Genomic DNA, 26,513 nt, shown 5'->3' on the forward strand with positions numbered 1-26,513 from the left:
GTTATGAACGTGGCCATCATGCAACCGTACTTCTTTCCTTACATCGGGTACTTTCAGTTGATTCATGCGGTCGATACGTTCGTCGTGTATGATGACGTTCATTTCATCAAGAAAGGCTGGATTCACCGCAATCGCATTCTACTTGACGGGAATCCTCATCCGTTCGTGTTATCCGTTCAGAAGATGAGCCAAAATCGTCTCATCTGTGAGCACGAGCGGGCACACCCGGACGAGGTCGCGGAGCAACAGCTGAAGTTGCTGCGACACGCCTATCAGAAAGCCTCTCAATTTGAACAAGTCTTCCCGTTACTCGAACGGGTGATCCGCAATCCCGAGCTAAACGTCGGCAAGTATGTGGCATCCGGGATCGAGGAAGTGGCGCGCTATCTGGGCATCTCGACGAAGATGGTCTTGTCGTCCGAGTTGTGTGCGGGCATCGGTTTGAAAGGACAGGCGCGAATCCTTCACATGTGTCAGCGATTAGGGGCGTCCCATTATGTAAATGCGATTAACGGCATGGACCTATACGATACCGATGTGTTTGAACGGGCGGGACTCGATCTGTCATTTATCGAGACGCAACCAATCACCTATCATCAAGGGCCGTTCCCGTTTCAGGCGAACCTGTCCATCATCGACGTGATGATGAATTGTTCTAAACAAGAAATTCAACTCATCCTTGAACGTTACGCACTCGTCTCCAATCGCCAAGTGACCTAGGAGGTGCCTCATGTTACACATCGTAGACATTCAATCCGCCGCTTTCCCGACCCGGCCAGTACCGCCTGAGCCTCATCACACACCGACAGCCATCGCGGTCACGAAATCGGTGCTCCCTTCTTTCGACGAATATACGGAAGAGATCCGTGACTTATGGGAGACGGGATGGTTGACGAACAACGGGGCCAAACATCAACAGCTCGAGCGTGAGCTGGTCGATTATTTAGGCGTCGAACACGTATCGCTGTTCACGAACGGACACTTGGCACTCGAGGCGGCGATTGAAGCACTCGGACTGACGGGGGAAGTCATCACGACACCGTTCACGTTCGCTTCGACAAGCCACGCATTGGTTCGAAAAGGGCTGACGCCGGTTTACGGGGATGTCCGAGCCGATGATTTTACGCTCGATGCTACGAAGTTAGAACGATTGATCACGACGAAGACCTCGGCCATCCTGCCCGTCCATGTGTATGGAAATGTGTGCGACGTCGAGGCCATCGAGGCAATCGCCAAACGGCATAACCTGAAAGTGATTTATGACGCGGCCCATACGTTCGGCGTCAAAGTGAACGGACGCGGGATTGGGACGTTCGGCGACGTGTCGATGTTCAGCTTCCACGCCACGAAAGTGTTCCATACGATTGAAGGCGGCGCCTTGACGTATAACGACCCGGCCTTGAAAGCGCGTTTCGACCAGTTGAAAAACTTTGGCATCACCGGGCCTGAGACGGTTCAAGCGCCAGGCGGGAATGCCAAGATGAACGAGTTTCAAGCCGCGATGGGGATATGTAACTTGCGCCACGTCGATGAGACGATTGCGCGTCGCAAGCAAGTTCGGGAATTCTATGACACATTACTCAGCAGTATCGATGGAATCCGCATCCTGAAACCTCAACCAGGCGTCGAGACGAACCATTCCTACTACCCGATCATCTTCACAGAATCGGAGAATCGGCGGGACGAGCTGCACGACTCCTTGGCGAAAGAAGGAATTTTCACGCGGAAGTATTTCTATCCACTCGTGACGGATTATGCGTGGCAACACAACCGGTTCGCGAGCCGCCGTACACCTGTCGCTCGCGAGATTGCCGAACGGGTATTGACACTTCCGCTCTATCCGGACCTTGCCACAGAAGACGTGACCCGGATTTGCACCGTGATTCGAGAAAGGGTGATGAAACGATGAAAGGCATCATACTAGCAGGCGGAAACGGGACGCGCCTCTATCCGATGACGAAAGCCGTCTCGAAACAGCTGTTACCGATTTACGACAAACCGTTGATTTACTATCCGATGTCCGTGTTGATGCTGGCGGGCATTCGTGAGATTCTCCTCATCTCGACGCCACAAGACATCGGTGGATATGAGCGCTTGTTCGGGGACGGCCATCAACTCGGGATCGACATCTCGTATAAAGTGCAAACCAAGCCGGTCGGTTTGGCTGATGCGTTTATTTTAGGGGCTGACTTCATCGGTGATGATTCGGTCTGTCTCATCTTAGGAGATAACGTGTTTTACGGACCGGATTTGACTCGATTCTTGAAACAGGCACAATCGAAAAAACAAGGAGCGACCGTCTTTGGTTATCCGGTAAAAGATCCACGGGCCTTCGGCGTCGTTGAATTCGATGCTCAAAATCGAGTCGTCTCAATTGAAGAAAAACCGACTGAACCAAAGTCGAATTATGCGGTGCCCGGTCTTTACTTCTATGACAACCAAGTCGTCGAGTTCGCCAAACGTGTTGAGCCTTCTGAAAGAGGAGAACTCGAAATAACGTCAATCAATAATATGTATCTGGAACGCGGTGAGTTGAACGTCGTCTTGTTCGGCCGGGGAATGGCCTGGCTCGATACCGGCACACCAGAAGGCATGATCAAAGCAGCTGTGTTCGTTCAAACGGTACAAGAACGGCAAGGGTATTACATCGCCTGTCTCGAGGAAATCGCTTGGCGACGTGGCTTCATCACACGGGATGAACTAAAAGATATCGGGCTGACACTCAAGATGACCGATTACGGACAATATCTCTTATCACTCGTCGAGGAAGGGGAGAGAACAGATGCGAACGATTCTAGTGACTGGCGGAGCCGGGTTCATCGGTTCAAATTTCATAAAGCACTTACGGGCAAAACATCCGACGTTCCGCATTCTTAACGTCGATGCGCTCACCTATGCAGGAAACTTGGAGAATTTGCAAGAGTTCGAAGCAGATCCGCTCTACCAGTTCGAAAAAGTTGATATACGTGACCGTCAAGCGATAGCGCGATTATTCGAGACGTACGAAGTAGATGAGGTCGTCCACTTCGCCGCGGAATCACACGTGGACCGGAGCATCACCGAGCCCGAGCTGTTCTTGACGACAAACGTCCTCGGGACGCAAGTGCTGCTCGATACGGCGATGCGCCATTGGAAAGTGGCCCCCGATGATAAATACAGCCGAGAGTATAAGGAAGGCGTCTGTTTCGTCCATGTCTCGACGGATGAGGTGTACGGTTCGCTCGGCGCGACCGGTTACTTTACCGAAGACTCGCCGCTTGCGCCGAACAGTCCATATTCTGCCTCGAAAGCGAGCTCTGACCTGCTCGTTCGGGCCTATTACGAGACGTACGGATTGCCGGTCAAGACGACCCGATGCAGCAACAACTACGGGCCGTATCAATTCCCGGAGAAGCTCATCCCGCTCATGATTCATAACTGTATGTCGAACTTGCCGCTACCCGTTTATGGGGACGGGCAACAGATTCGGGATTGGCTTCATGTGAGCGACCACTGTGAAGCCATCGATGTCGTTCGAGAACGGGGGCGCTTCGGCGAAGTGTATAATATCGGCGGTCAGAATGAAAAGACGAACTTGGAGCTCGTTCAACTCATCATTAAAGCGTTCGGCCAGTCAGACGAGTTGATTCAATTCGTGAAAGACCGCCCGGGGCATGATCAACGCTATGCAATCGACGCGACCAAGATGGATGATGAATTGGGGTGGACCCCACGATATCGGTTTGAAAACGGGATTGCGGAAACGATTCAGTGGTATGTGGATCATCCTGAATGGATTGAGCGAATCGTGTCTGGTGCGTATCAAACCTATTACGACTCGATGTATTCTTCGTTCAGATAGGAGGGATTACCATGTACGAACGTTTGGTGAAGCGCCCACAAGACGCAATCCTTGCGATGGTTTCGTTACTTGTCCTAAGCCCTGTTCTTTTGACGATTGCGGGTCTCATCAAGTGGAAGTTCGGGGGACCGGTACTGTTCAAACAGAAACGTCCCGGCAAGAATGGCGTCATCTTCGAGATGGTGAAATTTCGGACGATGATCGACGAGCGGGATGAACATGGCGAGCTATTGCCGGACGAAGTCCGTTTGACCCCGTTCGGTCAGACGCTCCGTTCGCTCAGTTTAGATGAGTTGCCGAGTTTACTGAATATCGTCAAAGGCGACATCGCCATCGTCGGACCGCGCCCGCTGCTCGTCGAGTATTTACCGCGCTATAACGAGGAGCAGCGCCGACGTCACGATGTACGACCCGGTTTGACAGGACTTGCCCAAGTGAACGGCCGCAATCGGTTATCGTGGGAGGACCGTTTCGCCCTCGACGTGAAATATGTCGACAACGTCACGTTCCTCAATGACTGGAAGATCATCCTTCAGACGGTTGGGAAAGTCGTTAAGAAGGATGGGATTTCGTCCGATACGGCGGTGACGATGGAGGCGTTTATGGGGGATGAACCTAGGAGAGAACCTCAAAAAGAATTGCACTTGAGTTAGAAAAACTCGGCTGCAATTCTTTTTGTCGTTTTTTGTCATGCTGAATTCACCTGTTCTATAAAAGTGAAAAGATAAACATTTGAAGGAGGTGATATATTTTATAAGGATTTAATTTGAATAGAAAAAGGCGGCAAGAAAATGAGAATCATGAAATCGAAAATCGCTATGCTTACATTCATTATGTGTCTAGTGATTGGAACATTTTCGTTCTATCCAATGGGCGAAAGTGTGCACGGAGCAACAACATATAACATTGATCCTTTTAGCAAGGACAGTAAAGTAATTACCGGGCAAGCAGAGCCAAACACTCAAATCCAGTTAAACGTGGACGGTCAATTAGTGAACCTCCAAACGAATGCGACGGGTCAGTTTTCACATACCCTCACTAGTAAACTGACGAGTTCGGATATTCATTTGTATCAAATCACAAAAGAAGGTTATGCGGAGTGGAAGTGGACTGCTTATGCCTCACAAGATGCATCTACTGTCGTTTATCCGGCGCAATATCTTGGGATTAACACAAGTAGCAACGAAATGAAATTTTCGTCACGAGAAGATCATACGATTGTCGCTGTATATGATGGACGTTCTTACAGTGATGTTGGCACCTTATCAATTCCAGTAAAAGCAGCAAAAGAGGTTAAATTCTATACACAGTTTAATGGCAATCGTAGCACTACGATGACTGTTCCAGACGTGAATGTAAAACCAAATTATCTTTACCAATCAAATCAATTTGGATTTGAGTCAGGTTATCTTTCTGGAAAAACTGTCCCTTATCTAAAGATGAATTTAGTAATCAATCAAGAAAAAGAAATTGAACTTTTAGCTGATGAAAATGGAAAGTTTAATACTTACCTATCTTTAACAGAAAACGATGTACTTACAGGTTTTGAATATAAGATTATTGAACCTTCAACAGGTCGTGAGTTAGTGGGTTCGACAAGTGTAGAACCGTTCCAAGCCTCAGCGGATAACCCGTTCTATTCTGTAAATGAATTCAGTAGTTATGAATTATATGGATATACATTTGCAAATGCTGAAATCAAAGCAGATGGGCAATTGATTGCTGTCTCAGATGAGATGGGTAGAATTTATAACTATATTGAAGCTAATGGTTCGCCAATTCGTACAATTGAAGTATCTAAAAATGGAAAAATCGTCGCTACATTCACACGTGAGATGGCTTTTGATTCAAGTCGATTTAAGTTTGACCTTACGAAGCCAATCACTTCTGAGCAAAATGAATTGATAGCAAAGACATACCCTAATCAAACATTTGTCGTACAGTATCAAAATCAACATCATGGAGAATTGAAATCAACTTCGGATAATCAAGGGAATCTAAAGCTGATGTTGCCGAAATTTAATTCGGGTTCATTTAACGTCTATGTAAATCAGAAGAATGGAGATGGACAACTAGTTAAGACAATTGCGGTAACAGATGAGCGTCCGCTACCAGACCCAATTATTAGAATGATTAACGATAACCTTTTGATTTTTAGTGATTTTTCGACAACGGAGCAACTTTATGTTGATGTTCAAATCGAGAAAAAGAATGGGGAAATCGAAGTTTATAATGAACCGCTTGTATCTAGTAGAAAACCAATTAACAAACTCGAGTTTGGAGACAAATTTAAGACGAGAGTCTATATAAACGAAAATCGAAGCTCGAATTTTGTAGAAGGCATTTTTGATCCTATTAAAGAACCGACATTTGAAAACTTTTTTGAAGGTGAACAAACGATAAAAGGAAAAACAGAACCGAACGCGACCATTACAATTACTGAATATCAATATGATTCAAACGGTAATTATCTGTCTGATCAAGTCATAAAGTCGGATGCAGGTGGAAATTTCAGCTTTACTAAAAAGTCAAAAGTGGACGTATCTATAGCTTTTTTAGTCGAGCGAGAAAATAAATTAGATTATGCTAGATTCAGAATCTCTCCTAAAGATATTACACCTCCTAGGTTTAGCTCGGGTTATGCAAATAAAATTTCTGAAGACGAAAGTGTCATTAAAGTCCACACAGATGACTTGCTAAAAAGTCTTGTCGTTTCATATTTTTCAAATGGAAAAATGATTAAGAAACAAGATGTCGATGTAACTAAACATGATCGTTTTGATAAAAATGTATATAGTATCACCTTTGAAAATCAGGAGAACAAGACATTAAAAGAATTAGGGATTGATAGGATTACCATTGAAGGGGAAAATATATCCGGATTATATGCAGACCCGACCTCATTTGTCGTTAAAGACATGACACCTCCTGATTTAAATGGTTTATATCCAAGCTTATATGGAGATCAAGCTATAGAAGGTAAAACAGAGCCATTCGCAAAAATTCATTTCGGTAGTGGTGCTTCAGCTAAACAAACAACTGCGAATTCAGATGGGTACTTTAAAGTAGTATTAGATTATCCAATCTCGAGATATTCTAGTCATTTGCGATTGACAATTACTGACTTAGGAAACAATAAGGTTCAGGACTATCTACGCACAATTGATTACCAAATTGAAGACATTCGAGTTAATCATGATGGGTCTAAAATTTGGTTCGCTAACGAAAATAGAAAGTTGTCTTACCGATACTATGAGATTTATGTGAATGGACAAAAATGGGTCGATAGTGAAATGAGATATGGTCAGCAAAGTAGCCTGATTCAAACAACTACTAAGCCTTCATTCCCGATGGATGTCAAGATTGTAATGAAAAATCCAGACGGCACGACTAAATATGAACTTTCAAAAAACTTTAGCGGTCCATCGGAGTTAATCGTTCCAAATAAACTAGAAGCTTCTAACAACCGAAAGAGTCTTACGGGGTATGCAGACAAATTTACTGCCATCGATGTTTTTGACGCATCCGGAAAAAAAGTCGGCACAAACCGCGCAGACAAAGATGGAAAGTTTGCGGTCGTCTTGTATCGCTATCCAGTAGCAAACGAAACACTTAAAGTTGTAGCCAAAGATGCATTTGGCGGCACTAAAACGTCAACGTTGAAAGTGAAAGATCGTGTGGCTCCAACGAAACCGACCGTCTCGACGCTCACGAACAAGTCGACGTACGTGTCCGGGAAAGCCGAGAAAGGCGCGACCGTGTATATCACGTATAACGGACGCACGTACACGACGAAAGCATCGAGTGCGGGTTCATATCGCTACAATGTGAAGACGACAAAGCCTGGTGTTACCGTCTCGGTGCGCGCGAAAGACGTGGCCGGGAACACGTCGAGCAGTACTTCTGTGAAAGTCCTCAACACGTTCCCGACGTTCACGGTCAACTCTGTGAAATCGACGGCGACGACGATGACCGGGAAAGGCAATAAAGGAGCAAGCGTCCAGGCATATGTCGGGACGAAGCTTGTCAGCAAGACCGCAAAAGTGGATTCAAAAGGCAACTACAAGCTGACGATTTCACGTCAGAAACCAGGTGTGGTTGTTACCGTGAAGATGACACAAAGCGGGTATCAAGAAGTGAAGAAGACGACACGCATCGTCAAATGAAGCGAGCGGGCCATGCGGTCCGCTCGTTTTCTTATGTGTCATTTCTTTTTACAAATTTCACCATAACGTCACTCGAGTCTGCCAATCAGACATGATATAACTAAATATGTGAACAATTGAACAAATAGGAGGTTATGCATGAAACGAATTCTGTTTTTATTCGTCGGACTTATCGTCATTCTTACAGCCTGCAGTCAAAGCGAGGCCGTCGACTCGACGAAAATCCATACATATGCGGCCTACGAGCTCCCGCTCGAAGAAAAGGTCGCGCTCGGGGAAGGCGAGCACGAGATTGTGTTCGTCTTCGACTACAGTTGTCCGTGGTGCAAGAAGTGGATGGAAGAGGTACTGCCGGAAATCGAGGAGCGCTGGATTGACACGGGTGAGGCGACGTTCAAAGGCCAGCCGCTCGTCTTGTTGAACGAACAGTCACAGCTGCTCGCGAACGTGGATTATAACGTGGAACGGCTAATCCCGGACCGCTATTACGAAGTGCAACGCGGCATCGGGCTCGACTCTGGATCGGACGGGTTCGGGACGGAAGCGTATGCCCGAGAACTTGCGTCCGAATTTGGCCTCGACGCGGACGAACTACTCGAGAACCATGTCGATATCGGCATCCAAAACTCTCGGCTGTTCACGCGCGACTTCGGTGTGGCCTATGTGCCGACGGTGTATGTCGACGGCATCCAGCTCGTGGACGCGTTCAGCTTAGAGGAGATGGAACAGGTCATGGACGGGACGATTGAAGCCGGGGACCAAGTCGAGTTGCCGGAAGAATGAAAATGACCCCTCGTCAATCGGACGAGGGGTCAAGTCAGTGTTGCTCGAAATACGGTTTGACGAACAACTCGAACAGTTCGGCGTCGAGCAAATACCGGTTCGAATAGAACGGATCGTTGTCAGGTGTGATCGGGTTCGGGCTCAAGATGAACGCCTGTTCGAAACCGAGGTCTTGCACTGTCTCGGTGACGGCGTCGCTCGTGTTGCCGAACGGATAGGCAATCGTCGTGACGTGCGTCCCGAGCGCTGACTCGATGGCGGCGATACTCGTCTCCAAATCTTGCCGCAGCTCGTCTTGCATGTCCTCCGGCAAGAACACGGCGCCCCCGTCTTTGACGTAATGCATGTCGTGCGTGTGCGTCCCGAAGTCGGCGAGCCCGCTCGCCTGCATGTCTTTCAATTCGGACCACGGGGCGAGGTCCAAGTTTTGGAACGCCTCGCCGACGTGACCGGTGATGATAAACAGCGTGAACGGAATCTGTTTCTCGTTTAGTACCGGGAAGGCATTCTCATAGACGGTGTGGTCGACGTCATCGAACGAGATCCAGACGCATTTGTCCGGAATCGGTTCCCCGGCGCGATAGCTGAGCAAGTCTTCCTGCGTCGCGAAGTGGACGCCTTCCTCTTGGAGCCACGTCATCTGCTGTTCGAACTCGTCGGCGTAAACGTTATAGCGAATCAGTTCAGACGACCCGGTCACGTTCTCGACGAGTTTGTTCCACGTGTTCGGTCGTTTGACCCGATGAAAGTTGAGCCCGAGACAGACATCCTCGGTCGGGAGGAGCGCCGCGTCGGGCACGTCCTCATGCGTCGTCGAGGACACGTCGTAGACTTTCCAGGCGATGCCGCCAACAATCAAGAGAACAATCAGCCATTTCAGGTAGCGCATCATTTCAACTCTTTCACTGGATTTTCGGTGAACACGATGACCTTATCGGATTGGAGCCGGGCGATATCTTCCGGTTCCATCAAGTCGAGTTTGAGCCAATCGTCGAGCGTCGTGTCTGTCGGCATCTGTCGGCGGTTGAGCGGGCCATATTTTTTCTTGTTATATGTCCGCCATATAAAGAGAAGTAAGGCGGCGACGAACGACGAGACGAGCCCGAAGTAGAGCAGCTCGCGGATGTCGGCGTTCGTGACGTTCAAGGCGGTCTTGAGGATGGCGATATAGCGGTCGTTCACGTCGACGACGGCACTGAGGAAGAACCACGTGACGATGAACGTGTAGAACCAGAACACGACCGTGAGCAACAGCTCGATGAGTTTACGGAACACGTTCTGTTTCGTCTTGACGAGAATCTCTTGCTCGTAATCATATAACTCACTTACAGGCTGCTTCTCCGTGTCCCCCGGTCTGGTGAACTCCATGTCGCGTAGCCTCCTTTCACACGGGCTCTGATTGCTTTCGGCGTCGCCGCGATGACGACGAACGTGTTGAGCATCCAGTAGATGACCGGATACCAAGCAGCCCAAACGTAATATTTGAACACTTTATCATAACGGGCGTCGTTCCAGAGCGAGATGATGAGCTGGACGTGGCTGACGAGGACGAGCGCAAACGAGTTGTACGTGAACCAAATCAACATGTCCTGCCACGTATCGGCCGTCGCGAACAGATATACCGTGACGATGAGCCACGCATACGCCCAGAGGACGCTGACGACCTGTTCGATATAGACGGGCCAAATCCGGCGCTGGCGCCAGTCTTTGAAGATGTCGAAGTGACGCAAGACGACTTCCTGCCCGCCTTGCGACCAGCGTACGCGTTGCTTCCAAATGCCGGAGATTGACTCCGGGACGAGCATCCAGCAGAGGGCACGCGGCTCATAGCGGATGTCCCAGAAGTTCTTCTGGAGTTTCCACGAGACGGCGATGTCCTCGGTGATCATGTCGCGGTCCCAAAGACCGACCGACAGCAACGCTTTCTTGCGGAACATGACGATGACGCCGGAGACGGTCATGATTTTACCCATGACGCGCTGCGTCCGTTTGATCGAGCCGATAATCGACGAGTATTCGACGAGCTGCATCCGGCTAAGGAGCGTGTCGCGGTTACGGATGCGCGGGTTGCCGGTGACGGCACCGACACGCTCGCCGCGGTTCAAGAAGTGGCGGACGAGATAGTACGGGGCCTCCTCACTGAGGAAGGCGTCCGAGTCGACGCAAAGCAGATACTCGGAGCGGGCGGCGTGGGCGGCCATATGTAGCGCGTTCGCCTTGCCTCGGTTCTCATGACAGTCGATGACACGTAGACGTTCGTACTCGTCGGCGAGTCCGACGAGAATGTCGCCGGTCTTGTCCCGGCTGCCATCGTTGACGGCGATAATCTCAAAGTTCGGATAGGTGAGACGGTCCAAATACTCGATCGTCTCGGCAATCGTCTCTTCTTCGTTATAACAAGGAATCAAGATGCTGATGAGCGGCCATTCCCGCTCGTTTAAATCAAGTTCTTCCTCTTTCTCACGCGTCAAGCTGAATAAGAGGGCGCCAGAAATCCAAAACAGCGCCATGAAGAACGGATACCAGAACACGAACTGGGCCAGTGGTTCGATCCAAGGTGCGATGTCGAGCCCGTAAAAATTCATAATAGTCTCCCCTTATTTTCAAAAAAACCATGTACTGACAGTATGATAGCATCAAAAAATTGCTTTCCCATATTTATCAAAAAAATTGTACGGAAATTGAAAAAGACATTCGACCCGTGTCAAATGTCTTGGTGCTTGTTCTGTTTCGTCCGTCTGTCTTTGCGCCATTTCCAAACGAACAAACCGATTAGCGCGAGGACGGGGGCCGCAACCCAAGGGCGGGCTTCGATGATGGAGACGAGTTCGAAAATCGAGAGCCATCCGCTAATCATGATCAGAATCAGCAGGAAAGTCTTAAGTCCACCTCGAATAGGAAACCAGTAGAACACGAAGAGCGTAATCAAAAAGAAAGCGAGCAATCCCATGCGGTTATTCCTTTCTAGCCTCATTTTGACTCATTATAGCAGAGAATATTCAGAGAGTGTTAGAGCCTTCCCTTGCTCGCCGCTTTTCGGTACTGTTAATAGAAGACTATTGAAGGAGGAACTATCGTGAAATTTGGAATCATCGGCCTTGGCTATGTCGGGCTGGCCACCTTATGCGGGCTAGCAAAAGCGGGGCATGAAGTCATCGGTGTCGAGAAAGATCAACCGAGACTGCTCCGCCTCATGAACGGGGACGTCCCGTTCCACGAACCGGGCATGGCAGACGTGTTACGCGACCACCACGGTTCAATCACGTTCACGGACTCGATTGCCGACACGGAAACGGCCGACTACCTCGTCCTCGCCGTCGGGACGCCGAGCAAGCAAGACGGAAGCTGTGACTTGACGTTCGTCGACGCGGCCTTGTCCGAGGTCAAGTCGAAACATAAAATCATCATCCGCAGCACGGTGCCGCCGGGGACGACCGACACGCTGTCGGTCATGTATCCGGCCCATACGTTCGCCGTCGTGCCGGAATTCCTCCAAGAGGGGCGCGCCCTCGCCGACGTGTTGAAACCGCATCGCGTCGTCATCGGCAGTGACGACCTCGAGATGTGTGAGGAACTGGCGGGCATCTACGGACGTCTCGGTGTTCCGATCGTTTGCACGTCACCGGTTGATGCCGAGTTCATCAAGTACGCCTCGAACGCATTCCTCGCCACGAAAATCAGTTTCATCAACGACTTGGCGCGTCTCGCCGACAAGGCGGGAGCGGACATCACGACAATCGCAGACGGGATGGGGCTTGACCCGCGCATCGGGCGTTCGTTCTTGAACGCCGGTCTCGGCTACGGGGGCTCGTGCTTCCCGAAAGACATGCACGCGCTCTTGAACGTGGCGAGCGAGAACGAGCTCGACTTGCCGGTCATCCGTGCCGCCATGCATGCGAACGACGCCCAGATGGCGTACGTCGCCTCGAAAGTCGAACCGAAGAGCGGCCTCAAGGTCGCCTTGCTCGGCCTCGCCTTCAAACCGGGGACGGACGACATGCGTGACGCGCCATCGCTCACGCTCGCTCGACTATTGGAGATGCGTGGAGTCGACGTCATCGGTTACGACCCGCTCGCCAAGTGGGACTTCCCCCAAGCCGAGACGGTCGAAGCGGCGCTCGAGGGAGCGGACGTCGCCATCCTCGTCACGGAATGGGACGAGCTCGTCGCGTTGACGCCGGAAGCGTTCGACGGGATGCGGACGAAGCGGTTGATCGATGCGCGCAACGCGTGGAAATACGCACGCGACCCGGGTACCGTCCAGTACGAAGGGGTCGGTCGGATGCAAAACAAGGCGAATACACCGTCATCGACATGACGAAAGGTGAGACCCCGCGGGGCCTCACCTTTTTTCACGCCTGCATCTGTTCTTTCGTCGGTCCCATGACGCCCGGGACCGCGAGTCCCGCCTGCCGGAGCAACACCGTCATCTGGCCGCGGTGGTGCGTCTGATGGTCAATCATCATGCGCAAGACGGCACCGCGTGGCTGTTTCGCGCCGTGGACGTCGACTTCTTCTAACAAGTAGTCGTCCGAGAACTGTTCGGCTGCCTGACGGATCTCGTCGGCATAGCGCGCATACTGGTCGGCGATGGCTGACGCGTCAGCGGGTTGCGTCAAACTCTTCAGCGCCGACAAGCGGAAGCCGAGCAAGTTCGTGAAATAGCCGAGCGCGGTCGTCACGTGCCAATCGATCCAGCCGAGCGAATTGTGGCCAGGCACAATCTCCTGTCCGAGCGCTTCGTCGGTGACGGCGCGGAGAACGTCGAGCGTGCCGGTCGATGATTTGGTCCAATCTTGTAGAAAATCTGCTTTCGTGCGATACATCGAATTCCTCCTTGAACGTTCTACCCTGAGTATACGACGCAGATTCACGATTTTGAAACGTTCTGTCTCGTTTTCACGTAGACTATAGAAGAAAGGGGGACACCTGTATGTGGGGACTCGTGATTGCAGCACTCATTTTGGTTTTGCTCGGATTTGCCGTCCATCGCTTGGGTTGGCACTTCCTCATCTCGGGATATAACACGATGAAGCGTGAGGACAAGGAACGCGTCAATATCAAGGCGGTGGCGCGGTTAATCGGCTTCATGTGTTACGGCATCGCAACAATCTTTCTCGTCATCGTCGCCATTGACGTGTCGGGTCTCGACATTCCGCTCGAGCCGTTGTTTCTGCTCATCGTCGTGCTTGTTGTCGTCACGCTTTGGCGCGCCCAAAAGTATGACGGGAATATCTTTGATGAACATGGAAAACTTCGGCCTGGGGGCAAGAAGAAACTCATCCCGCTCGTTCTCGTCCTGACGCTCATCTTGGGCTTTGTCGGTGGTCTTCTGTTCTGGTTCAGTCAGCCGACCGAGGTGACGCTCACCGACTCGGCACTCGTCATCGAGGGCAGCTACGGCGAGACGGTGCCGTATGATGAAATCGAGACCGTGACATTGACGTATCGGCCGAGCCTCGACCGCCGGACGAACGGTGCCGCCGTCGGTTCACGATTGACCGGCCACTTTCGCACGACGAGCGGGGAGGACGTACTCGTCTACCTTGACCAAGAAATCGAGGCCGCCGTACGCATCGACTGGAGCGGCAAACCGATTTATGTGAACGTGGAGTCGAACGAGGCGACGGAAGCGTTGTATGAGGAGGTACGATTGAAATGACACAACCTTGGTATACACGGCATATGCCGTTCTTCTTCTTGACGTTCTTGTTCGCGCCGTTGACGCTGCTTTTGCTCGTTTGGCGCTGGGAGCGGTTTGAAGGTCATGAGCGGGGCGTCAAGCTGTTCTTCGCCATCGGCATGACGGCGTTCATCGTGTTCGGGCTGTTGCCGCGCGGGTCGTTACCGGTCATCTTGCCGGTCATCGGACTGTTGATCGCGTTGAAGCTCGTCCTCAATCTCATCAAACAAAAGACCGGCTGACATGTGTCAACCGGTCGAATCGGGGCGCTCGCTCAGGCGAGATGCCCTCTTTTGTCGTTCACCCACGTCTCAAACGCTGTCGCGTCGAGGGCCGGGGCGTAATAATAACCTTGCCCGAGTTCGACGCCTTCGGCGATGATGCGGTCGAGGTCTTGTTTCGTCTCGATGCCCTCGGCGAGTGAGGTCAGTTTCTGTTCACTCGCGAACCGGGAAACGGCACGGAGGAACGATGTGCTGTCCTTCGCTTTGCCGCTGACGTACATGCGGTCGATTTTCACTTCTTGAATCGGCAAGTGCCAAATCGCTTCGAACGAGGCGTAGCCGGTCCCGAAGTCGTCAATCGAGAGGCAATAGCCGAGGTCGGAGATGTCCTCGAGCCGTTCGAGCTCGTTCGTGTGTGACATGATGTCGGCCGACTCGGTCAACTCGATTTTCAATCGATCCGGCAACCATGGATACGTCACCATCAAGTCGCGCAGTTTCGTGACAATCGACGGATCGACCGAATGAGCCGACAAGTTGTACGACAGCGAAATGTCGGCGAACGGGGTGTCACGCCAGGCGACGAGCTGTTCGACGACCAAATCGAGAATCGAGTGCGACAGCCACAGAATCTGGTCCGAGCGCTCGGCGATGCGGATGAATTCGTTCGGCGGCACGTTGCCGATTTCCGGGTGCTGCCAGCGGGCGAGCGCCTCGGCCCCGACGACCCGGCCCGTCTTCAGCTCGACTTGCGGCTGATAGGCGACGGTGATATAGCCTTGCTCAATCGCTTCCGGGAGCGCCTGTTCAATCAAGGCAGCCCATTGTAGCTGGGCGAGGATGCTCGCGTCGTACCAGACGAACGGGGTCCGCGTCTCTTTGGCGTGTTGTAGCGCCTTCGTCGCCTCGAACAGGCAATCGTTAAAGTTCGGCGTCGTATGCGTCGCCCCGATTTGGAGGTGGACGGTCTGGCGTTTCTGATTGATTAACAGCTCGGTCGGGAACAGCTCCATCAACTCATGTTCATCGACGGTGCTGAAGCCGCGGACGTACAGCATGAGCGTGTCGTCGCGGTAACGGCCGAACAAGTGATGCGCATACTTCTCGAGCCGGTCCTCGACGTGACGGGCGAACTCGGTCATGAGCAAGTCGGCGTACGTCGGGTCGTACCAGTCGACGAGGTGGTGGAAGTCGTTCAGTTTAATCAACAGGAACGTCCCCTCGATATCCTGTTTCTCCCACGCCCGCAGGAAGCCGTACTCGTTATACAGTTCGGTGGCGAGGTCGAACCGGACGAGCCGGTCGACCTTGCGCTCGCGTTCGACGCGCTCGGTCTCATCTTCGAGGATGAGGTAATACGTGAGCGTCTCACCGCGCTTGAGCGGGATGATTTTGACGTTCAAGAAGCGGACGTGTTCGCCTTTCAAGTGGAGGATGAACTGGGCGCTCGTCCCGTTCTCCGTCACCCCGGCGAGCGCCTCGCGCAACAGACGGCGTCCCGTGTCGGTGAACAACTGATTGATCTCATACAAGTTCCGTTCGCCGAAGAACTGGCGGAACACATCGTTTCGTTCAATGAAGTCGTACGTGTCATCGATTAATGCGATGGCGAGCCCCGTCTCGGAGAAAAGGGACGACCAGCGCTCGTGATACCGGAGCAAATCGTTCGATTTTGTCTCGAGCGTGTGCACCGTCGAATGGACGCTGACGGCAATCTCACGAAGTTCGTCCTCGATGCCGCGGAAGTCATGGCTTGGCGGGAACGTTTCCTCGACCGGTTCGGTGCTCGGGTCGATGGCGAGGGCGCGTGCCTTCAAATGGCCCAAGTCGTGGGCGTACATCTTGCGCGTGTAACAAAGGGCAAACAAGAGCGCACCCGACAAGAGGAGTGTGATGAGCAGAACGGCGATAGCGAGCGCGCCGTAACGATCACGCTCGGTCATGAGCGTGTCGTCAGCCGCCGAGCGTACCGCTTGCAGCGCGGCGTGCGAATCCTCATAGAAACTCGTCCCGTTGACGTAACGGGCTTCAAGTGTCGAATTGGTGGCCGTCACCCGTCCGAGGGCGAGCGCGCTCTCAATCAAGTCGTCGACCGATTTCGTCCCGAGCGACGGGTCGGTCGCGACGATGTCCTCGATCAACCGGGCCTCGTTCGCAATCGTCGAGACCTCGAACTCGAGCTGATCTTGGTCCGGTGTCTCGGCGAGCAAGTTCGTGACGCCTTCGACGTACGCCATCTGCATGCGCATGATGGCATCAGTCAGCTCGTAGGCCGTATTTTCTTGGGCGGTCCGTTCGAGCCCTTGATAAAGCCAACGGCGATTGATCGACTCGATGACGTCGAACGGCACGGCTTCGAAGCGGCTCGATCCGTCCTCGTTCAACGTGTCCTCGAGGTCTTCGGAGAAGCGGAGCAACGCCTCCCGTTCGCGCTCGTCGACCCCGGTCTCGAAGTCGTCGAGCAGTTGCACGTTATATTGGAGCGCCCGTTCGCGGTATGGGGCCGACAGCAGCGCCGTCGGTTGCTCGGAGTTCGTCTCGTACAGCTTGGCCGCGTGATGCAAGACGAGATACGACTCGACGCCGGCCAAGTCGGAGGCGTGATTCAAGTCGCGCACCGTCTCGTCGACGGCGACGTGCTTTTCTTTCCAGTAATAGCTCAGGCCGAGCCCGAACAACAATACGCCGATGAGACAAGCGACGGCGAGGGCCATCGTGTAAATCCGGTACGGAATTTTAGCGAATCGATTGCTTCCCATCGGACACCTCCTTCTTTCTCTTCCCATTCTATCTTTCGTGTTCGAGTCTTTCGAGGGAAATCCTGCCCCACGAAAAAAAACCCGACAAAGGTCGGGTCAATGAATGCGCCAAAGGTCACGGTCGTTTGTAGCCGATGACGCGTGACTTCCAGTATGGCTCTTTACTGATCGTGTTATAGCCGAGGCCGTACGTCCCGGCGTGGATGAACGTGTCTGAATTGATCATGATGCCCATGTGTGACGGGCCGGCCGTATACGTGTTCTCGAAGAAGACGAGGTCGCCCGCTTGCGGGACGAACGTCTTGCTGAGCTGTGTTCCGAAATAAGACCCGGCCCAGTATGTGGCGACGTTCGTGCGTGGGACGCTGTAGCCTGCCTGATTGAAGGCGTAATAGATGAGTCCAGAGCAGTCGAATCCGCCGTTGGCCGGATTCGATGACGCCCAGATGTACGGGGTGCCGACATACTTCTTGGCGACCGCGATGGCAGCGAGGCCAGCACCTTGTGACGGAGCCGGAGTCGGGTTTACCGTAGACCCTTTCGGCACCGCTTTGACGTAAGACGCCGCGACGAAACCGGTCGTATTCCCGATGTAGATTTGATGCCATCCGTTCGACGTCTGGACGATCCGGAGCGTCTGTCCGGCTGTGACACGGCCGATGATGGCCGAGCTCGTCGAGGCCGACGTGCGAACGTTGAGCGATGGTGTATTCACGACATAGTCGAACGAGGCGTTGCCCGCGCCGCCGTCTCCGGCGTTCGGTGTGACCGGCGCGCTCGGTGCAGTCGTCGTCTGTTTCAAGTAGCCGGTGCTGACGTAACCGCTCTTGCCGTTATACGTGACGTATACCCACGTGCCGCTCTGCTTCGTCGCTTTGACGGTCGTGCCGTTCGGGATGCTCGTGACGAGGGCGTAACCGATGCCCGGGCCTTGACGGACGTTCAAGTTGGCCGTCGTGACGTACGACTGGTTGATGCTCTCTTCTTTCGGCGCGGCCGGTGTTGTCGGCGCAGTTGGTGTGACCGGCGTCGTTGGTGTAGCCGGTTTGACTGACGAGTTCGTCAAGTAACCGTTATGGACCCAACCGGTCTTCCCGCCATAGCTGACTTTCGTCCAGGCACCGCTCGTTTGAATCGGTGTGAGCGACTGCCCTTTCGGGATCGTGAGGAGTACGTTATGCCATGTGCCCGCGGCAGCGCGCATATTCAAGGCGGCCGTCGTGACAGTGGCGTTTCCTGACGGTGCCGGAGCGGAAGGCGTCGTTGGCGTAGGTGTGCTCGGTGCGGCTGGTTTGACGGACGAGGCCGTCAAGTAGCCGTTATGTACCCAACCAGTCTTTCCGCCGTAGCTGACTTTCGTCCAGGCGCCGCTCGTTTGAATCGGCTTGAGCGTCTGCCCTTTCGGGATCGTGACGAGCACTTGATGCCACGTGCCTGCGGCGAGGCGCATGTTCAAGGCGGCCGTCGTGACCATGCCTGAAGTGGACGGTATGGCGGCAGGTTTCACCGTGGTCGGGGTGTTCCCGCTTAATTTGAGCGTCTGCCCGATGGCGAGACGGTCTGAATTCAAGTTGTTGAAGGCTTTTAAATTGGCGAGTGACACGTTGTGCTGTTGGCTGATTGACCAAAGCGTGTCACCGGCACGGACGACGTGTGAGCTGGCTGCGGCGGCTTCGTCGGCCTGGGCGACGATCGTTACGGCGGCGATGGCTGCGAATGAGTACATGAGGCCGGACTTAGGGGACATTGGGTCACTTCCTTCTCTATGAGTGCTTTTGACAATTATCGACAGGTGAAGCAATACATGTTTATTGTAGGGTTTACAGAAACGGCAAGCAATGGTGGAAATGGCTCAATCCTTGGATTCCGTTAAAAATGAGGTCAATATTTTTCGTCACGGACGCGTCAACTGTACTAAAGAAACAGGGGAATCGAAAATTGACTTTCTGTTGAATTTTGGAAACCTATACATATATCTTTTCATGCTATCATGAATGCAAAACGTATGAACGAGAGTAGGGGACTTATGAACGAGGGGAACTTTTCAACACAATCATATCGAAAACATCAAGAGAAACTGTTCGAACTCGTCCGCATGCCTGAGGTGACGGAGGCGGCGGTGCGACAAGCGCTCTCCTACATGTGTGAGGTCGTTTCGGATATGCTCGACGTCGACACAGTCTCGATTTGGCATTTTGACGAATCGTACGCCTCGATTTCCTGCCAAGTCGCCTATTCGAAAGAGAACGGGCCGAGCGAACCGGTGTTGACGGTCATGCGTGGGGACGCACCTGTCTATTTCGACGCGTTGCGGACGAACCGGGTACTCCCGTTCGAGGACGTGCGGACGCACGAGTGGGTGAAGGACTTGTATCAACAGTACTTCGTGGAAGGGCAACGGATTTATTCAATGCTCGACGCCCCGATTTATGCGAACAATCAGGCGAAAGGGGTCATCTGTTGCGAGACGTTCGCGCCGCGGCAATGGACGTTCATCGAAGAGCTGATCGTCAGCACGCTGTCCGATTTTATCGCCATCCTCTATCTCCGGCTCGACCGCCGCGAGGTCGATGAACATATCGCCAAGCTCGCCTATACGGACGAACAGACGGGAATTATGAATTTGAACGGGTTCGTCGAGCGAGTGGACGCGCTTCGCGAACAGACACCGAACCAACTTGGCTCATTGATTTATCTCCGGGTAGACGAGTTCCGTTCCGTCGAGACGGCGATTGGGATTCAGCGCGCCGACGAAATCGTCATCGAACTGTCGGAACGCCTCCAACAAGTCGTCGATGCGTCACTGTTGGCACGTGTCTCGCAAGCAGGGTTCTTGCTATGGACGCCTTACGGTGATCGCATCAAAGTGAAGGCGCTCGCCGATTTGATTTGTGAGACGGTGACGAGCGAGCCGTTCGCGGTCGGGGAGCTCGACGTCGTCTTGACGATGAGCGCGTTCATCTCGATTGAGGACAAGTCACGCTCGACGCTCGAGATGATGGACACGACCCGAATCACGGCCAATGAGCGTCACGTACAGCGCGGCGGCATCGCCTTCTATGAGGAAGAGATGGGCGAGAAGGCGACGGCACGGCTGACGCTCGAGATGAACTTGCGTAAAGGGCTCGCCTTGAACGAGTTCACGCTCTATTATCAGCCAAAGATCGAAGCGGCGACGGGCAAGCTGAACGGGTTTGAAGGACTGATGCGCTGGATTCACCCGAAACAAGGGTTGATTCCGCCACTCGACTTCATCCCGCTCGCCGAATCGACCGGTGTCATCATCGCTCTCGAGGAATGGGCGCTCGAGGCCGCATGCCGTCAGTTGAAGACGTGGCATGACTCGGGCCGGATGTATCAGCTCGCCTTGAACTTGTCGGCGCGGCATTTTCTATCGGACGGGGTCGTCGACAAATTGGCCCATATCGTCAAAGCGATGGGCGTCTGCCCGAACTACTTGACGTTCGAGATCACCGAGAGTGTCGGCATGGAGAATCAGCAACACGTCATCGAACGTTTCGTCGCGTTCCGGGAACAAGGCTTCTCGATTTCGATTGACGACTTCGGGACGGGCTTTTCGGCATTCGTCTACTTGAAGCACTATCCGATTCATGAGATTAAAATCGATCGGCAGTTCATCCAAGTGACGGACAACGACCCGACCGGCAACGTCATCGTCCAATCGATTATCGAGCTCGCCCGCGGGCTCGGCTTGAAGACGGTGTGCGAGGGCATCGAGACGACCGACCAGCGCGACACGCTCCGCTCGCTCGGCTGTGACGAGATGCAAGGCTACTACTTCTCGCGTCCGCTCCCGATTGACGAGCTCGAGACGTGGATTGAGGATTATGGCACGACGAAAAAGGATTCGCTCCGTTGAGCGGATCCTTCTTTGTTATGCCGGCAACTCGATGCGAATCGTCGTCCCGGACCCGCGCGCACTCGTCACCGTGACGGTGCCACCGTGCGCTTTGATGATGTCCCGGGAAATCGCCATGCCGAGCCCGCTCCCGAGCGCGTCGGTCGTGTTCGTGCCCCGGTAGTAGCGCTCGAAAATGTACGGCAGCTCGTTCGCGTCGATGCCGATGCCGTCGTCTTGAATCGTGATCACATCCTGCGCGACGGTCACATGGACGGCGACCGTCTCATCGTTATGCAGCAGGGCGTTATACAAGAAGTTAAGCAGCGCCCGCTTCATGAAGTGCCGGTCGATGGGGCGCGTCTCGGCGTTCGTGCTCGTGAACGTGATGTTCCGCTCGGAGAATCGTGCGTCGTTCAATACGTCGATGACGAGCTCGCGGACGAACCCTTCGAGCCCGGTCTCGACCGTCTCGAGCGGGAAGTCGCCGTGTTGGAGGCGCATCGTCAAATTGAAGTCGTCAATCAGTTCTTTCATATACAACGCCTGTCGCTCGATGACCTCGGCGTATTGGCGTCGATCGGAATCACTCAGGTCGGGATCGTCGAGCAACTCGGCGTAGCCTTGGATCGAGGCGAGCGGCGTCTTCAAGTCGTGCGAGACGTTGCTCATCCATTCTTTCCGGCGCAACTCGAGCTCTTCCCGTTCCGACTCGTACATCGTCAGCGTCGCAGACACGTCGTTCAAGTTGGCGAAGACGGGCCGATACATGCCGGGCCGTTTCGGTTCGACGGTCGAGAAGTCGCGCGCCTTCAACTGGGCGATCCGTTCGGTCAACCGATAGACCGGCTTCGTCAACATCGAGCTGAAGGCGAGGCCGATCAACGCGGCGACGGCGAGGTCGACGATGAGCAGGATAAGTCCGGCCTTTGAGACGTAGGCGAGGACGGACTGGGGGTCGAACATCGTTACGATGCGGCCCTCCGTCGCCTCGGGGAAGCCGACGAGATAGCTGTAGTCCTCGAACTCCCCGATGAAGTAGAGGACGAGGTCGTCGTCCTTGTATTTGTAGATGTGAATCAACTCGATCGGTGAATACGCGTCGGGTGCCGTCGCCGGCGCATCGATGTCACTGACGACTCGGCCGGTCGTGTCAAGCACTTGCAGGAAGGCATTGTTCGCCTCGAGCGCCCGGACTCCGTCCGGACTGACGACCGGTTCGCCGTCCTCGAGCGTCATATATTGATTGAACGTGCGCGTGAACGTCTCGCCGGAGTTGCTCTCGACGTCGTCGATGCCGGTCCGTTGATTGATGAGGAGCGTCACGAGAATGACGACGTTCAAGATGACGACGATGGCGACGATGGCCAAAATCGACACCAAATAGTTGCCGGTCAGTTTCCATTTCACGTGTGACCGCCTCCTATGCCTCGAACTTGTAGCCGAGCCCTTTGACCGTCTTGATATAGGTCGGTTGGGACGGGTTCGGTTCGATTTTTTCGCGGAGCCGGCGCATGTGCACCATGACGGTGTTGTCGGCGCCATAGAAATCTTCGCCCCACACTTGCGTGAACAGCGTCTCTTTACTGAGAATCCGGTTCGGGTTACGCATGAAGCAGGCGAGCAGGCCGACTTCCTTGGCCGTCAGCTCGAGCCGGACGCCGTCGCGAAACACTTCGGTGCCGTCCGCGTTCAATCGGAACGGGCCGACGACCGTGTCGGCTGGTAACTCGGGTGCGTCGTAGAGTGACACGCGGCGAAGCTGCGCCTTGACGCGGAAGGCGACCTCCTTCGGGCTGAACGGCTTCGTGATATAGTCGTCGCCGCCGATGGCGAGGCCGAGAATCTTGTCGACCTCGTCGGACTTGGCCGACAAAAATAGAATCGGGATGTTCGACGTATTCCGGATTTGCCGGCACAGCTCATAGCCTTCACCGTCCGGCAACATGACGTCGAGGATGGCGAGATGGGGCGCGAACGCCATGAACGCCGCGAGTCCGTCTCGAATCGTGTGGGCCGTCCGTATTTCGCGGAAGCCTTCTTTCTCTAACGCTTTTTGGATGAGCGTACATAAGTCTCTCTCGTCATCGACGATTAAGATACGTGGTTGTTCCATGATCATCACCTCTCGTTCAAGCATAACACTTAAGCTTTTTGTAAGGTACGCGTGATTTTCAGTTAAGGTACGGCCTGTATCGTAGTGTTCAGAAAGAGGTGCTGAACAATGAATCCATTACTACAAGTTGAAGCTATCCAAAAGACATACACGACCGGGGGCCATGCCTTCCACGCACTCGATGGGGTGTCGTTCACGATCGACCACGGCGAGTTCGTCGGAATCATGGGGCCGTCGGGGGCCGGGAAGTCGACGCTATTGAACGTGCTGGCGACAATCGACACGCCGACAAACGGGGACATCCTCGTCGATGGAGAGAATATCGCCAAACTCGAGGAAGAGGCGCTCTCTGACTTCCGCCGCGACCATCTCGGTTTCATTTTCCAAGACTATAATCTGCTCGACTCGCTCACGGTCCGGGAGAATATCCTGCTCCCGCTCGCCGTCACGAAGACACCGGTCGATGAGACACGGTCACGCGTCGACGCGCTCGCGCATCGGTTCGGGATCACGAGCGTTCTCGACCAATACCCGTATCAAATCTCAGGCGGACAGAAGCAGCGGACGGCGGTGTGCCGCGCGCTCATCTCCAATCCGAAACTCATCTTTGCCGACGAGCCGACGGGGGCGCTCGACTCGAAGTCGGCGACGGATCTGCTCCAGACGCTCGCCGGATTGAACGAGGCCGAGACGACAATCATGATGGTGACGCACGATGCCTACGCCGCGAGTTTTTGCCGCCGGGTGCTCTATATCCAGGACGGACGGTTGTCGAAAGAACTGATTCGCGGGACGACATCGCGCGACGCCTTCTATCAGACGATCCTCGATGAGCTGAAGGGCGGTGCGTCTGATGACGCTGTTTGATTTAGCGAAGAAGAATGTCGCCCGCAACTTGTCGCGCTATGCGCTCTACGTCGGGACGACCATCTTCTCCATCATCATCTATTTCACGTTCGCGACGCTCAAACATAGCGATGAGATTAGCGGTATGGCTGAGACGTCGGGGCAGATTCGTAGCCTGATGAGCGCCTCGACGTTCATCCTGCTCGTCTTCGTCGCGTTGTTCATCGCCTACTCGAACGCCTTTTTTTTGAAAGGACGTAAACGCGAGGTCGGGCTCTACTCGCTCCTCGGGGTACGCAAGAAACAAATCGGGACACTTTTGTTGTTCGAGAACCTCGTCATCGGTGCGGTGTCGCTCGTCGTCGGAGTCGGGCTCGGCCTGCTCGGATCGAATGCGCTGTTACAGCTGTTGCTCCGCTTGATGAACAGCGACTTGTCGATCGGCTTCACGGTCGCGACGTCGGCGCTCATCGAGACGACATTCGTGTTCGTGGCCATCTTCTTGTTCACGTCGTTCCAAGGCTATCGGGTCATCTATCGCTTCAAGCTGATTGAGCTGTTCCATGCCGACAAGAAAGGCGAGGACGTCCCGGAGGCGAGTCCGTTCATGGCACTCCTCGGGTTGCTCGTACTCGGCGCGGCCTACTGGCTCGCTTTGCAAGACTTGGCGACGTCACCGCTTTGGGGATATCTCACGGCGGCGATGCCGCTCCTCATCATTGGGCTCACGATTATCGGGTCGGGTCTGTTGTTCCATAGTGTCCTCATCTTCATCCTTGGCCGTTTGAAAGCGAATGAGCGCTGGTCATGGCGCCGTCTCAACTTGTTGACGACATCGCAGTTGTTATACCGAATCCGTGGTAACGCCAAGACGCTCACGCTCATCAGCATCATCAGTGCGACGGCGATCACGGCTGGAGGCGCCATCTTCAGCGTCTATTATTACGCCGAGCAACAAGTCACATCGTACGCCCCGTACACGTTCGCCTGGCAAGGAGAGGCGCGTGACATCGACGCCGACGTGCTTCATCGGGCGACGGTCCTCGAGAAGACGGTCCGGGTCGAAGGCGAAATGGGCGAACGGGAATACGGTGTCATCGACGAGTCGACGTTTCGAGACGTCGCGTCCGATCTGGGTTGGGACACACCAGAACGACTAGCCACCAATCAAGTCTATTTAATCGACCCGTTCTATGACGAACGGTTCTCAGAACAGGTGACCGCGGTCGAACTCGACGGCGTGACGCATGAAGTCGCCTCCCGCTATGAAGAGACACCGCTCAACGTCATGACGTTCGGCGGCCTGCTCCTCGTGACGCCGGATGACGTGTTCACGGCACTGTCGGAACCGGCGGCGACGTATCAGGCCGTCTCGGTCGCCGATTATAAAGAACAGACCGCCTTGTCCGAGTCGTTATCGAACGAAACGAACTTCTCGAGCGCGACGGCCTTATATAGCGAGGCGATGGCCGTGCATGGTGCATTGTTGTTCGTCGGCAGCTTCCTCGGGCTCGTCTTCCTCGTTGCCACCGGTAGCATCATCTATTTCAAGACGATGACCGAGGCGGAAGAGGACCGCACCAAATATGCGGTACTCCGCAAAGTCGGCATCTCGAAACGGGACGTGAAACGGACGGTCCGCCAACAGATCGCCGTCGTGTTCTTGGCCCCATTCTCACTCGGGCTCGTTCACGCCTCGGTCGCCCTCGTCGCGTTCTCGCGGTTGCTGGCGATGGACTTCACGGTGCCGGTGCTCGTCTGGATGGGCGTGTACAGTGCGATTTATGCGCTCTATTACGTGTTGACCGTACGTCGGTTCACGAAACAAATTTTGTGAAGGAGAGAGAAGAATGAAAAAAGCAATCATTGCGAGCATCGTGCTTGTCATTGTTGTCATCGGTCTCATCAATATCGATTGGCAACGGCTCGGGAAAAATCATGTCTACGTGCAGGTCGGTGAGGTGACGGAAGTGGAGGAGACGACGCTCGATTCGGGAGATGTCGTCCGCCGCTACGTCTACTCGACCGAGGGGCTGACGAAGGACGGAGATCCGCAAACGGTCACGTTCACGGCAGCGAAAGAGCTTCGGAGCGGGGCGTACTTGAAGCTTTACGTCAAAAACAAGGATGAAGTCACGTCCTACGACGAAGTGTCGGTCGCGGACGTCCCCGAGGCGGCACGGGAGAAATTATGAAAACCAAAACAGCCCTTCCTGACGATTCAGGAAGGGCTGTC

At 53.7% G+C, this 26,513-nt stretch carries 23 protein-coding genes; 14 read left to right on the plus strand and 9 right to left on the minus strand.

Annotated features, from left to right (window positions below; genetic code table 11):
- Window positions 1-3 precede the first annotated feature (3 nt).
- From KNO58_RS01340 to KNO58_RS01370, 7 genes are all read left to right on the plus strand, one after another.
- On the plus strand, window positions 4-720 hold the full coding sequence (locus tag KNO58_RS01340; protein ID WP_214751386.1) for a WbqC family protein: 717 nt from the start codon (window positions 4-6) through the stop codon (window positions 718-720).
- Between the two features lie 10 nt (window positions 721-730).
- Window positions 731-1,909, plus strand: a complete 1,179-nt coding sequence (locus KNO58_RS01345; protein WP_214751388.1) for a DegT/DnrJ/EryC1/StrS family aminotransferase — start codon at window positions 731-733, stop codon at window positions 1,907-1,909.
- Window positions 1,906-2,877, plus strand: a complete 972-nt coding sequence (rfbA, locus tag KNO58_RS01350; protein WP_214751390.1) for a glucose-1-phosphate thymidylyltransferase RfbA — start codon at window positions 1,906-1,908, stop codon at window positions 2,875-2,877. Before KNO58_RS01345 ends, rfbA begins: the two co-directional genes overlap by 4 nt.
- Window positions 2,783-3,841, plus strand: coding sequence for a dTDP-glucose 4,6-dehydratase (gene rfbB / locus KNO58_RS01355; protein ID WP_214751392.1), 1,059 nt, complete (start codon window positions 2,783-2,785; stop codon window positions 3,839-3,841). Before rfbA ends, rfbB begins: the two co-directional genes overlap by 95 nt.
- A gap of 11 nt (window positions 3,842-3,852) precedes the next feature.
- On the plus strand, window positions 3,853-4,494 hold the full coding sequence (locus KNO58_RS01360) for a sugar transferase (RefSeq protein WP_214751394.1): 642 nt from the start codon (window positions 3,853-3,855) through the stop codon (window positions 4,492-4,494).
- Window positions 4,495-4,632: 138 nt separating this feature from the next.
- Window positions 4,633-8,007, plus strand: a complete 3,375-nt coding sequence (locus KNO58_RS01365; protein WP_214751396.1) for an Ig-like domain-containing protein — start codon at window positions 4,633-4,635, stop codon at window positions 8,005-8,007.
- A gap of 138 nt (window positions 8,008-8,145) precedes the next feature.
- The gene (locus KNO58_RS01370) at window positions 8,146-8,790 is read left to right on the plus strand and encodes a thioredoxin domain-containing protein (RefSeq protein ID WP_214751399.1); all 645 of its coding nucleotides are present in this window, start codon (window positions 8,146-8,148) and stop codon (window positions 8,788-8,790) included.
- Between the two features lie 34 nt (window positions 8,791-8,824).
- Here KNO58_RS01370 and KNO58_RS01375 read toward each other — a convergent pair whose 3' ends face one another.
- The 4 genes from KNO58_RS01375 to KNO58_RS01390 form a co-directional block, all read right to left on the minus strand.
- Window positions 8,825-9,679 (minus strand): polysaccharide deacetylase family protein, encoded by an 855-nt coding sequence (locus KNO58_RS01375; protein ID WP_214751402.1) that lies wholly within the window; start codon window positions 9,677-9,679, stop codon window positions 8,825-8,827.
- On the minus strand, window positions 9,679-10,158 hold the full coding sequence (pgaD, locus tag KNO58_RS01380; RefSeq protein WP_214751404.1) for a poly-beta-1,6-N-acetyl-D-glucosamine biosynthesis protein PgaD: 480 nt from the start codon (window positions 10,156-10,158) through the stop codon (window positions 9,679-9,681). Before pgaD ends, KNO58_RS01375 begins: the two co-directional genes overlap by 1 nt.
- The gene (gene pgaC, locus KNO58_RS01385; RefSeq protein WP_214751406.1) at window positions 10,116-11,375 is read right to left on the minus strand and encodes a poly-beta-1,6-N-acetyl-D-glucosamine synthase; all 1,260 of its coding nucleotides are present in this window, start codon (window positions 11,373-11,375) and stop codon (window positions 10,116-10,118) included. Before pgaC ends, pgaD begins: the two co-directional genes overlap by 43 nt.
- 119 nt (window positions 11,376-11,494) lie before the next feature.
- Window positions 11,495-11,740: a hypothetical protein gene (locus KNO58_RS01390; protein ID WP_214718212.1), complete on the minus strand. Its 246-nt coding sequence runs from the start codon at window positions 11,738-11,740 to the stop codon at window positions 11,495-11,497.
- Window positions 11,741-11,866: 126 nt separating this feature from the next.
- Here KNO58_RS01390 and KNO58_RS01395 point away from each other — a divergent pair, with 126 nt between their 5' ends.
- Window positions 11,867-13,108: a UDP-glucose dehydrogenase family protein gene (locus tag KNO58_RS01395; protein ID WP_214751409.1), complete on the plus strand. Its 1,242-nt coding sequence runs from the start codon at window positions 11,867-11,869 to the stop codon at window positions 13,106-13,108.
- 34 nt (window positions 13,109-13,142) lie between these two features.
- On the opposite strand, the gene KNO58_RS01400 is transcribed toward KNO58_RS01395, so the two are convergent.
- A complete protein-coding gene (locus tag KNO58_RS01400; protein ID WP_214751412.1) occupies window positions 13,143-13,616 on the minus strand; it encodes a DinB family protein in 474 nt (157 codons plus the stop codon).
- Between the two features lie 107 nt (window positions 13,617-13,723).
- Here KNO58_RS01400 and KNO58_RS01405 point away from each other — a divergent pair, with 107 nt between their 5' ends.
- Both KNO58_RS01405 and KNO58_RS01410 read left to right on the plus strand, forming a co-directional pair.
- Entirely contained in the window at window positions 13,724-14,452 is a 729-nt protein-coding gene (locus KNO58_RS01405) for a DUF3784 domain-containing protein (protein ID WP_214751415.1), read from the plus strand.
- Complete coding sequence (locus tag KNO58_RS01410; protein WP_214718193.1) at window positions 14,449-14,715, plus strand: hypothetical protein; 267 nt, start codon at window positions 14,449-14,451, stop codon at window positions 14,713-14,715. The genes KNO58_RS01405 and KNO58_RS01410 overlap by 4 nt, the downstream gene beginning before the upstream one ends.
- A 32-nt stretch (window positions 14,716-14,747) precedes the next feature.
- Here KNO58_RS01410 and KNO58_RS01415 read toward each other — a convergent pair whose 3' ends face one another.
- A complete protein-coding gene (locus tag KNO58_RS01415) occupies window positions 14,748-17,456 on the minus strand; it encodes an EAL domain-containing protein (RefSeq protein ID WP_214751418.1) in 2,709 nt (902 codons plus the stop codon).
- A 115-nt stretch (window positions 17,457-17,571) separates the two neighbouring features.
- On the minus strand, window positions 17,572-19,203 hold the full coding sequence (locus KNO58_RS01420) for a C40 family peptidase (protein WP_251026011.1): 1,632 nt from the start codon (window positions 19,201-19,203) through the stop codon (window positions 17,572-17,574).
- A gap of 279 nt (window positions 19,204-19,482) precedes the next feature.
- Between KNO58_RS01420 and KNO58_RS01425 the strand changes: the two genes are divergently transcribed.
- Entirely contained in the window at window positions 19,483-21,336 is a 1,854-nt protein-coding gene (locus KNO58_RS01425; protein WP_214751420.1) for a sensor domain-containing phosphodiesterase, read from the plus strand.
- 15 nt (window positions 21,337-21,351) lie between these two features.
- Here KNO58_RS01425 and KNO58_RS01430 read toward each other — a convergent pair whose 3' ends face one another.
- Together KNO58_RS01430 and KNO58_RS01435 are read right to left on the minus strand one after the other, a co-directional pair.
- Window positions 21,352-22,725 (minus strand): sensor histidine kinase, encoded by a 1,374-nt coding sequence (locus KNO58_RS01430; protein WP_214751425.1) that lies wholly within the window; start codon window positions 22,723-22,725, stop codon window positions 21,352-21,354.
- A gap of 13 nt (window positions 22,726-22,738) precedes the next feature.
- On the minus strand, window positions 22,739-23,431 hold the full coding sequence (locus KNO58_RS01435) for a response regulator transcription factor (protein WP_214751427.1): 693 nt from the start codon (window positions 23,429-23,431) through the stop codon (window positions 22,739-22,741).
- Window positions 23,432-23,539: 108 nt separating this feature from the next.
- On the opposite strand from KNO58_RS01435, the gene KNO58_RS01440 reads away from it, so the two are divergent.
- From KNO58_RS01440 to KNO58_RS01450, 3 genes are read left to right on the plus strand one after another with little or no spacing between them, the layout of a single operon-like run.
- On the plus strand, window positions 23,540-24,298 hold the full coding sequence (locus KNO58_RS01440; RefSeq protein ID WP_214751430.1) for an ABC transporter ATP-binding protein: 759 nt from the start codon (window positions 23,540-23,542) through the stop codon (window positions 24,296-24,298).
- Complete coding sequence (locus tag KNO58_RS01445; protein ID WP_214751433.1) at window positions 24,285-26,114, plus strand: FtsX-like permease family protein; 1,830 nt, start codon at window positions 24,285-24,287, stop codon at window positions 26,112-26,114. The genes KNO58_RS01440 and KNO58_RS01445 overlap by 14 nt, the downstream gene beginning before the upstream one ends.
- 13 nt (window positions 26,115-26,127) lie before the next feature.
- Window positions 26,128-26,472, plus strand: coding sequence for a YxeA family protein (locus KNO58_RS01450; RefSeq protein ID WP_214751436.1), 345 nt, complete (start codon window positions 26,128-26,130; stop codon window positions 26,470-26,472).
- Window positions 26,473-26,513 lie beyond the last annotated feature (41 nt).

The organism is Exiguobacterium sp. J17977 (genome assembly GCF_018616375.1).
GTDB classification, from domain to species: domain Bacteria; phylum Bacillota; class Bacilli; order Exiguobacteriales; family Exiguobacteriaceae; genus Exiguobacterium; species Exiguobacterium mexicanum.

Excerpts from the sequence above, each read along its gene's own strand:
- KNO58_RS01340 (WP_214751386.1), top strand. The coding sequence starts at position 4 with ATGAACGTGGCCATCATGCAACCGTACTTCTTTCCTTACATCGGGTAC.
- KNO58_RS01345 (WP_214751388.1), top strand. The coding sequence starts at position 731 with ATGTTACACATCGTAGACATTCAATCCGCCGCTTTCCCGACCCGGCCA.
- rfbA (WP_214751390.1), top strand. The coding sequence starts at position 1,906 with ATGAAAGGCATCATACTAGCAGGCGGAAACGGGACGCGCCTCTATCCG.
- rfbB (WP_214751392.1), top strand. The coding sequence starts at position 2,783 with ATGCGAACGATTCTAGTGACTGGCGGAGCCGGGTTCATCGGTTCAAAT.
- KNO58_RS01360 (WP_214751394.1), top strand. The coding sequence starts at position 3,853 with ATGTACGAACGTTTGGTGAAGCGCCCACAAGACGCAATCCTTGCGATG.
- KNO58_RS01365 (WP_214751396.1), top strand. The coding sequence starts at position 4,633 with ATGAGAATCATGAAATCGAAAATCGCTATGCTTACATTCATTATGTGT.
- KNO58_RS01370 (WP_214751399.1), top strand. The coding sequence starts at position 8,146 with ATGAAACGAATTCTGTTTTTATTCGTCGGACTTATCGTCATTCTTACA.
- KNO58_RS01375 (WP_214751402.1), bottom strand. The coding sequence starts at position 9,679 with ATGCGCTACCTGAAATGGCTGATTGTTCTCTTGATTGTTGGCGGCATC.
- pgaD (WP_214751404.1), bottom strand. The coding sequence starts at position 10,158 with ATGGAGTTCACCAGACCGGGGGACACGGAGAAGCAGCCTGTAAGTGAG.
- pgaC (WP_214751406.1), bottom strand. The coding sequence starts at position 11,375 with ATGAATTTTTACGGGCTCGACATCGCACCTTGGATCGAACCACTGGCC.
- KNO58_RS01390 (WP_214718212.1), bottom strand. The coding sequence starts at position 11,740 with ATGGGATTGCTCGCTTTCTTTTTGATTACGCTCTTCGTGTTCTACTGG.
- KNO58_RS01400 (WP_214751412.1), bottom strand. The coding sequence starts at position 13,616 with ATGTATCGCACGAAAGCAGATTTTCTACAAGATTGGACCAAATCATCG.
- KNO58_RS01405 (WP_214751415.1), top strand. The coding sequence starts at position 13,724 with ATGTGGGGACTCGTGATTGCAGCACTCATTTTGGTTTTGCTCGGATTT.
- KNO58_RS01410 (WP_214718193.1), top strand. The coding sequence starts at position 14,449 with ATGACACAACCTTGGTATACACGGCATATGCCGTTCTTCTTCTTGACG.
- KNO58_RS01415 (WP_214751418.1), bottom strand. The coding sequence starts at position 17,456 with ATGGGAAGCAATCGATTCGCTAAAATTCCGTACCGGATTTACACGATG.
- KNO58_RS01420 (WP_251026011.1), bottom strand. The coding sequence starts at position 19,203 with ATGTCCCCTAAGTCCGGCCTCATGTACTCATTCGCAGCCATCGCCGCC.
- KNO58_RS01425 (WP_214751420.1), top strand. The coding sequence starts at position 19,483 with ATGAACGAGGGGAACTTTTCAACACAATCATATCGAAAACATCAAGAG.
- KNO58_RS01435 (WP_214751427.1), bottom strand. The coding sequence starts at position 23,431 with ATGGAACAACCACGTATCTTAATCGTCGATGACGAGAGAGACTTATGT.
- KNO58_RS01440 (WP_214751430.1), top strand. The coding sequence starts at position 23,540 with ATGAATCCATTACTACAAGTTGAAGCTATCCAAAAGACATACACGACC.
- KNO58_RS01445 (WP_214751433.1), top strand. The coding sequence starts at position 24,285 with ATGACGCTGTTTGATTTAGCGAAGAAGAATGTCGCCCGCAACTTGTCG.
- KNO58_RS01450 (WP_214751436.1), top strand. The coding sequence starts at position 26,128 with ATGAAAAAAGCAATCATTGCGAGCATCGTGCTTGTCATTGTTGTCATC.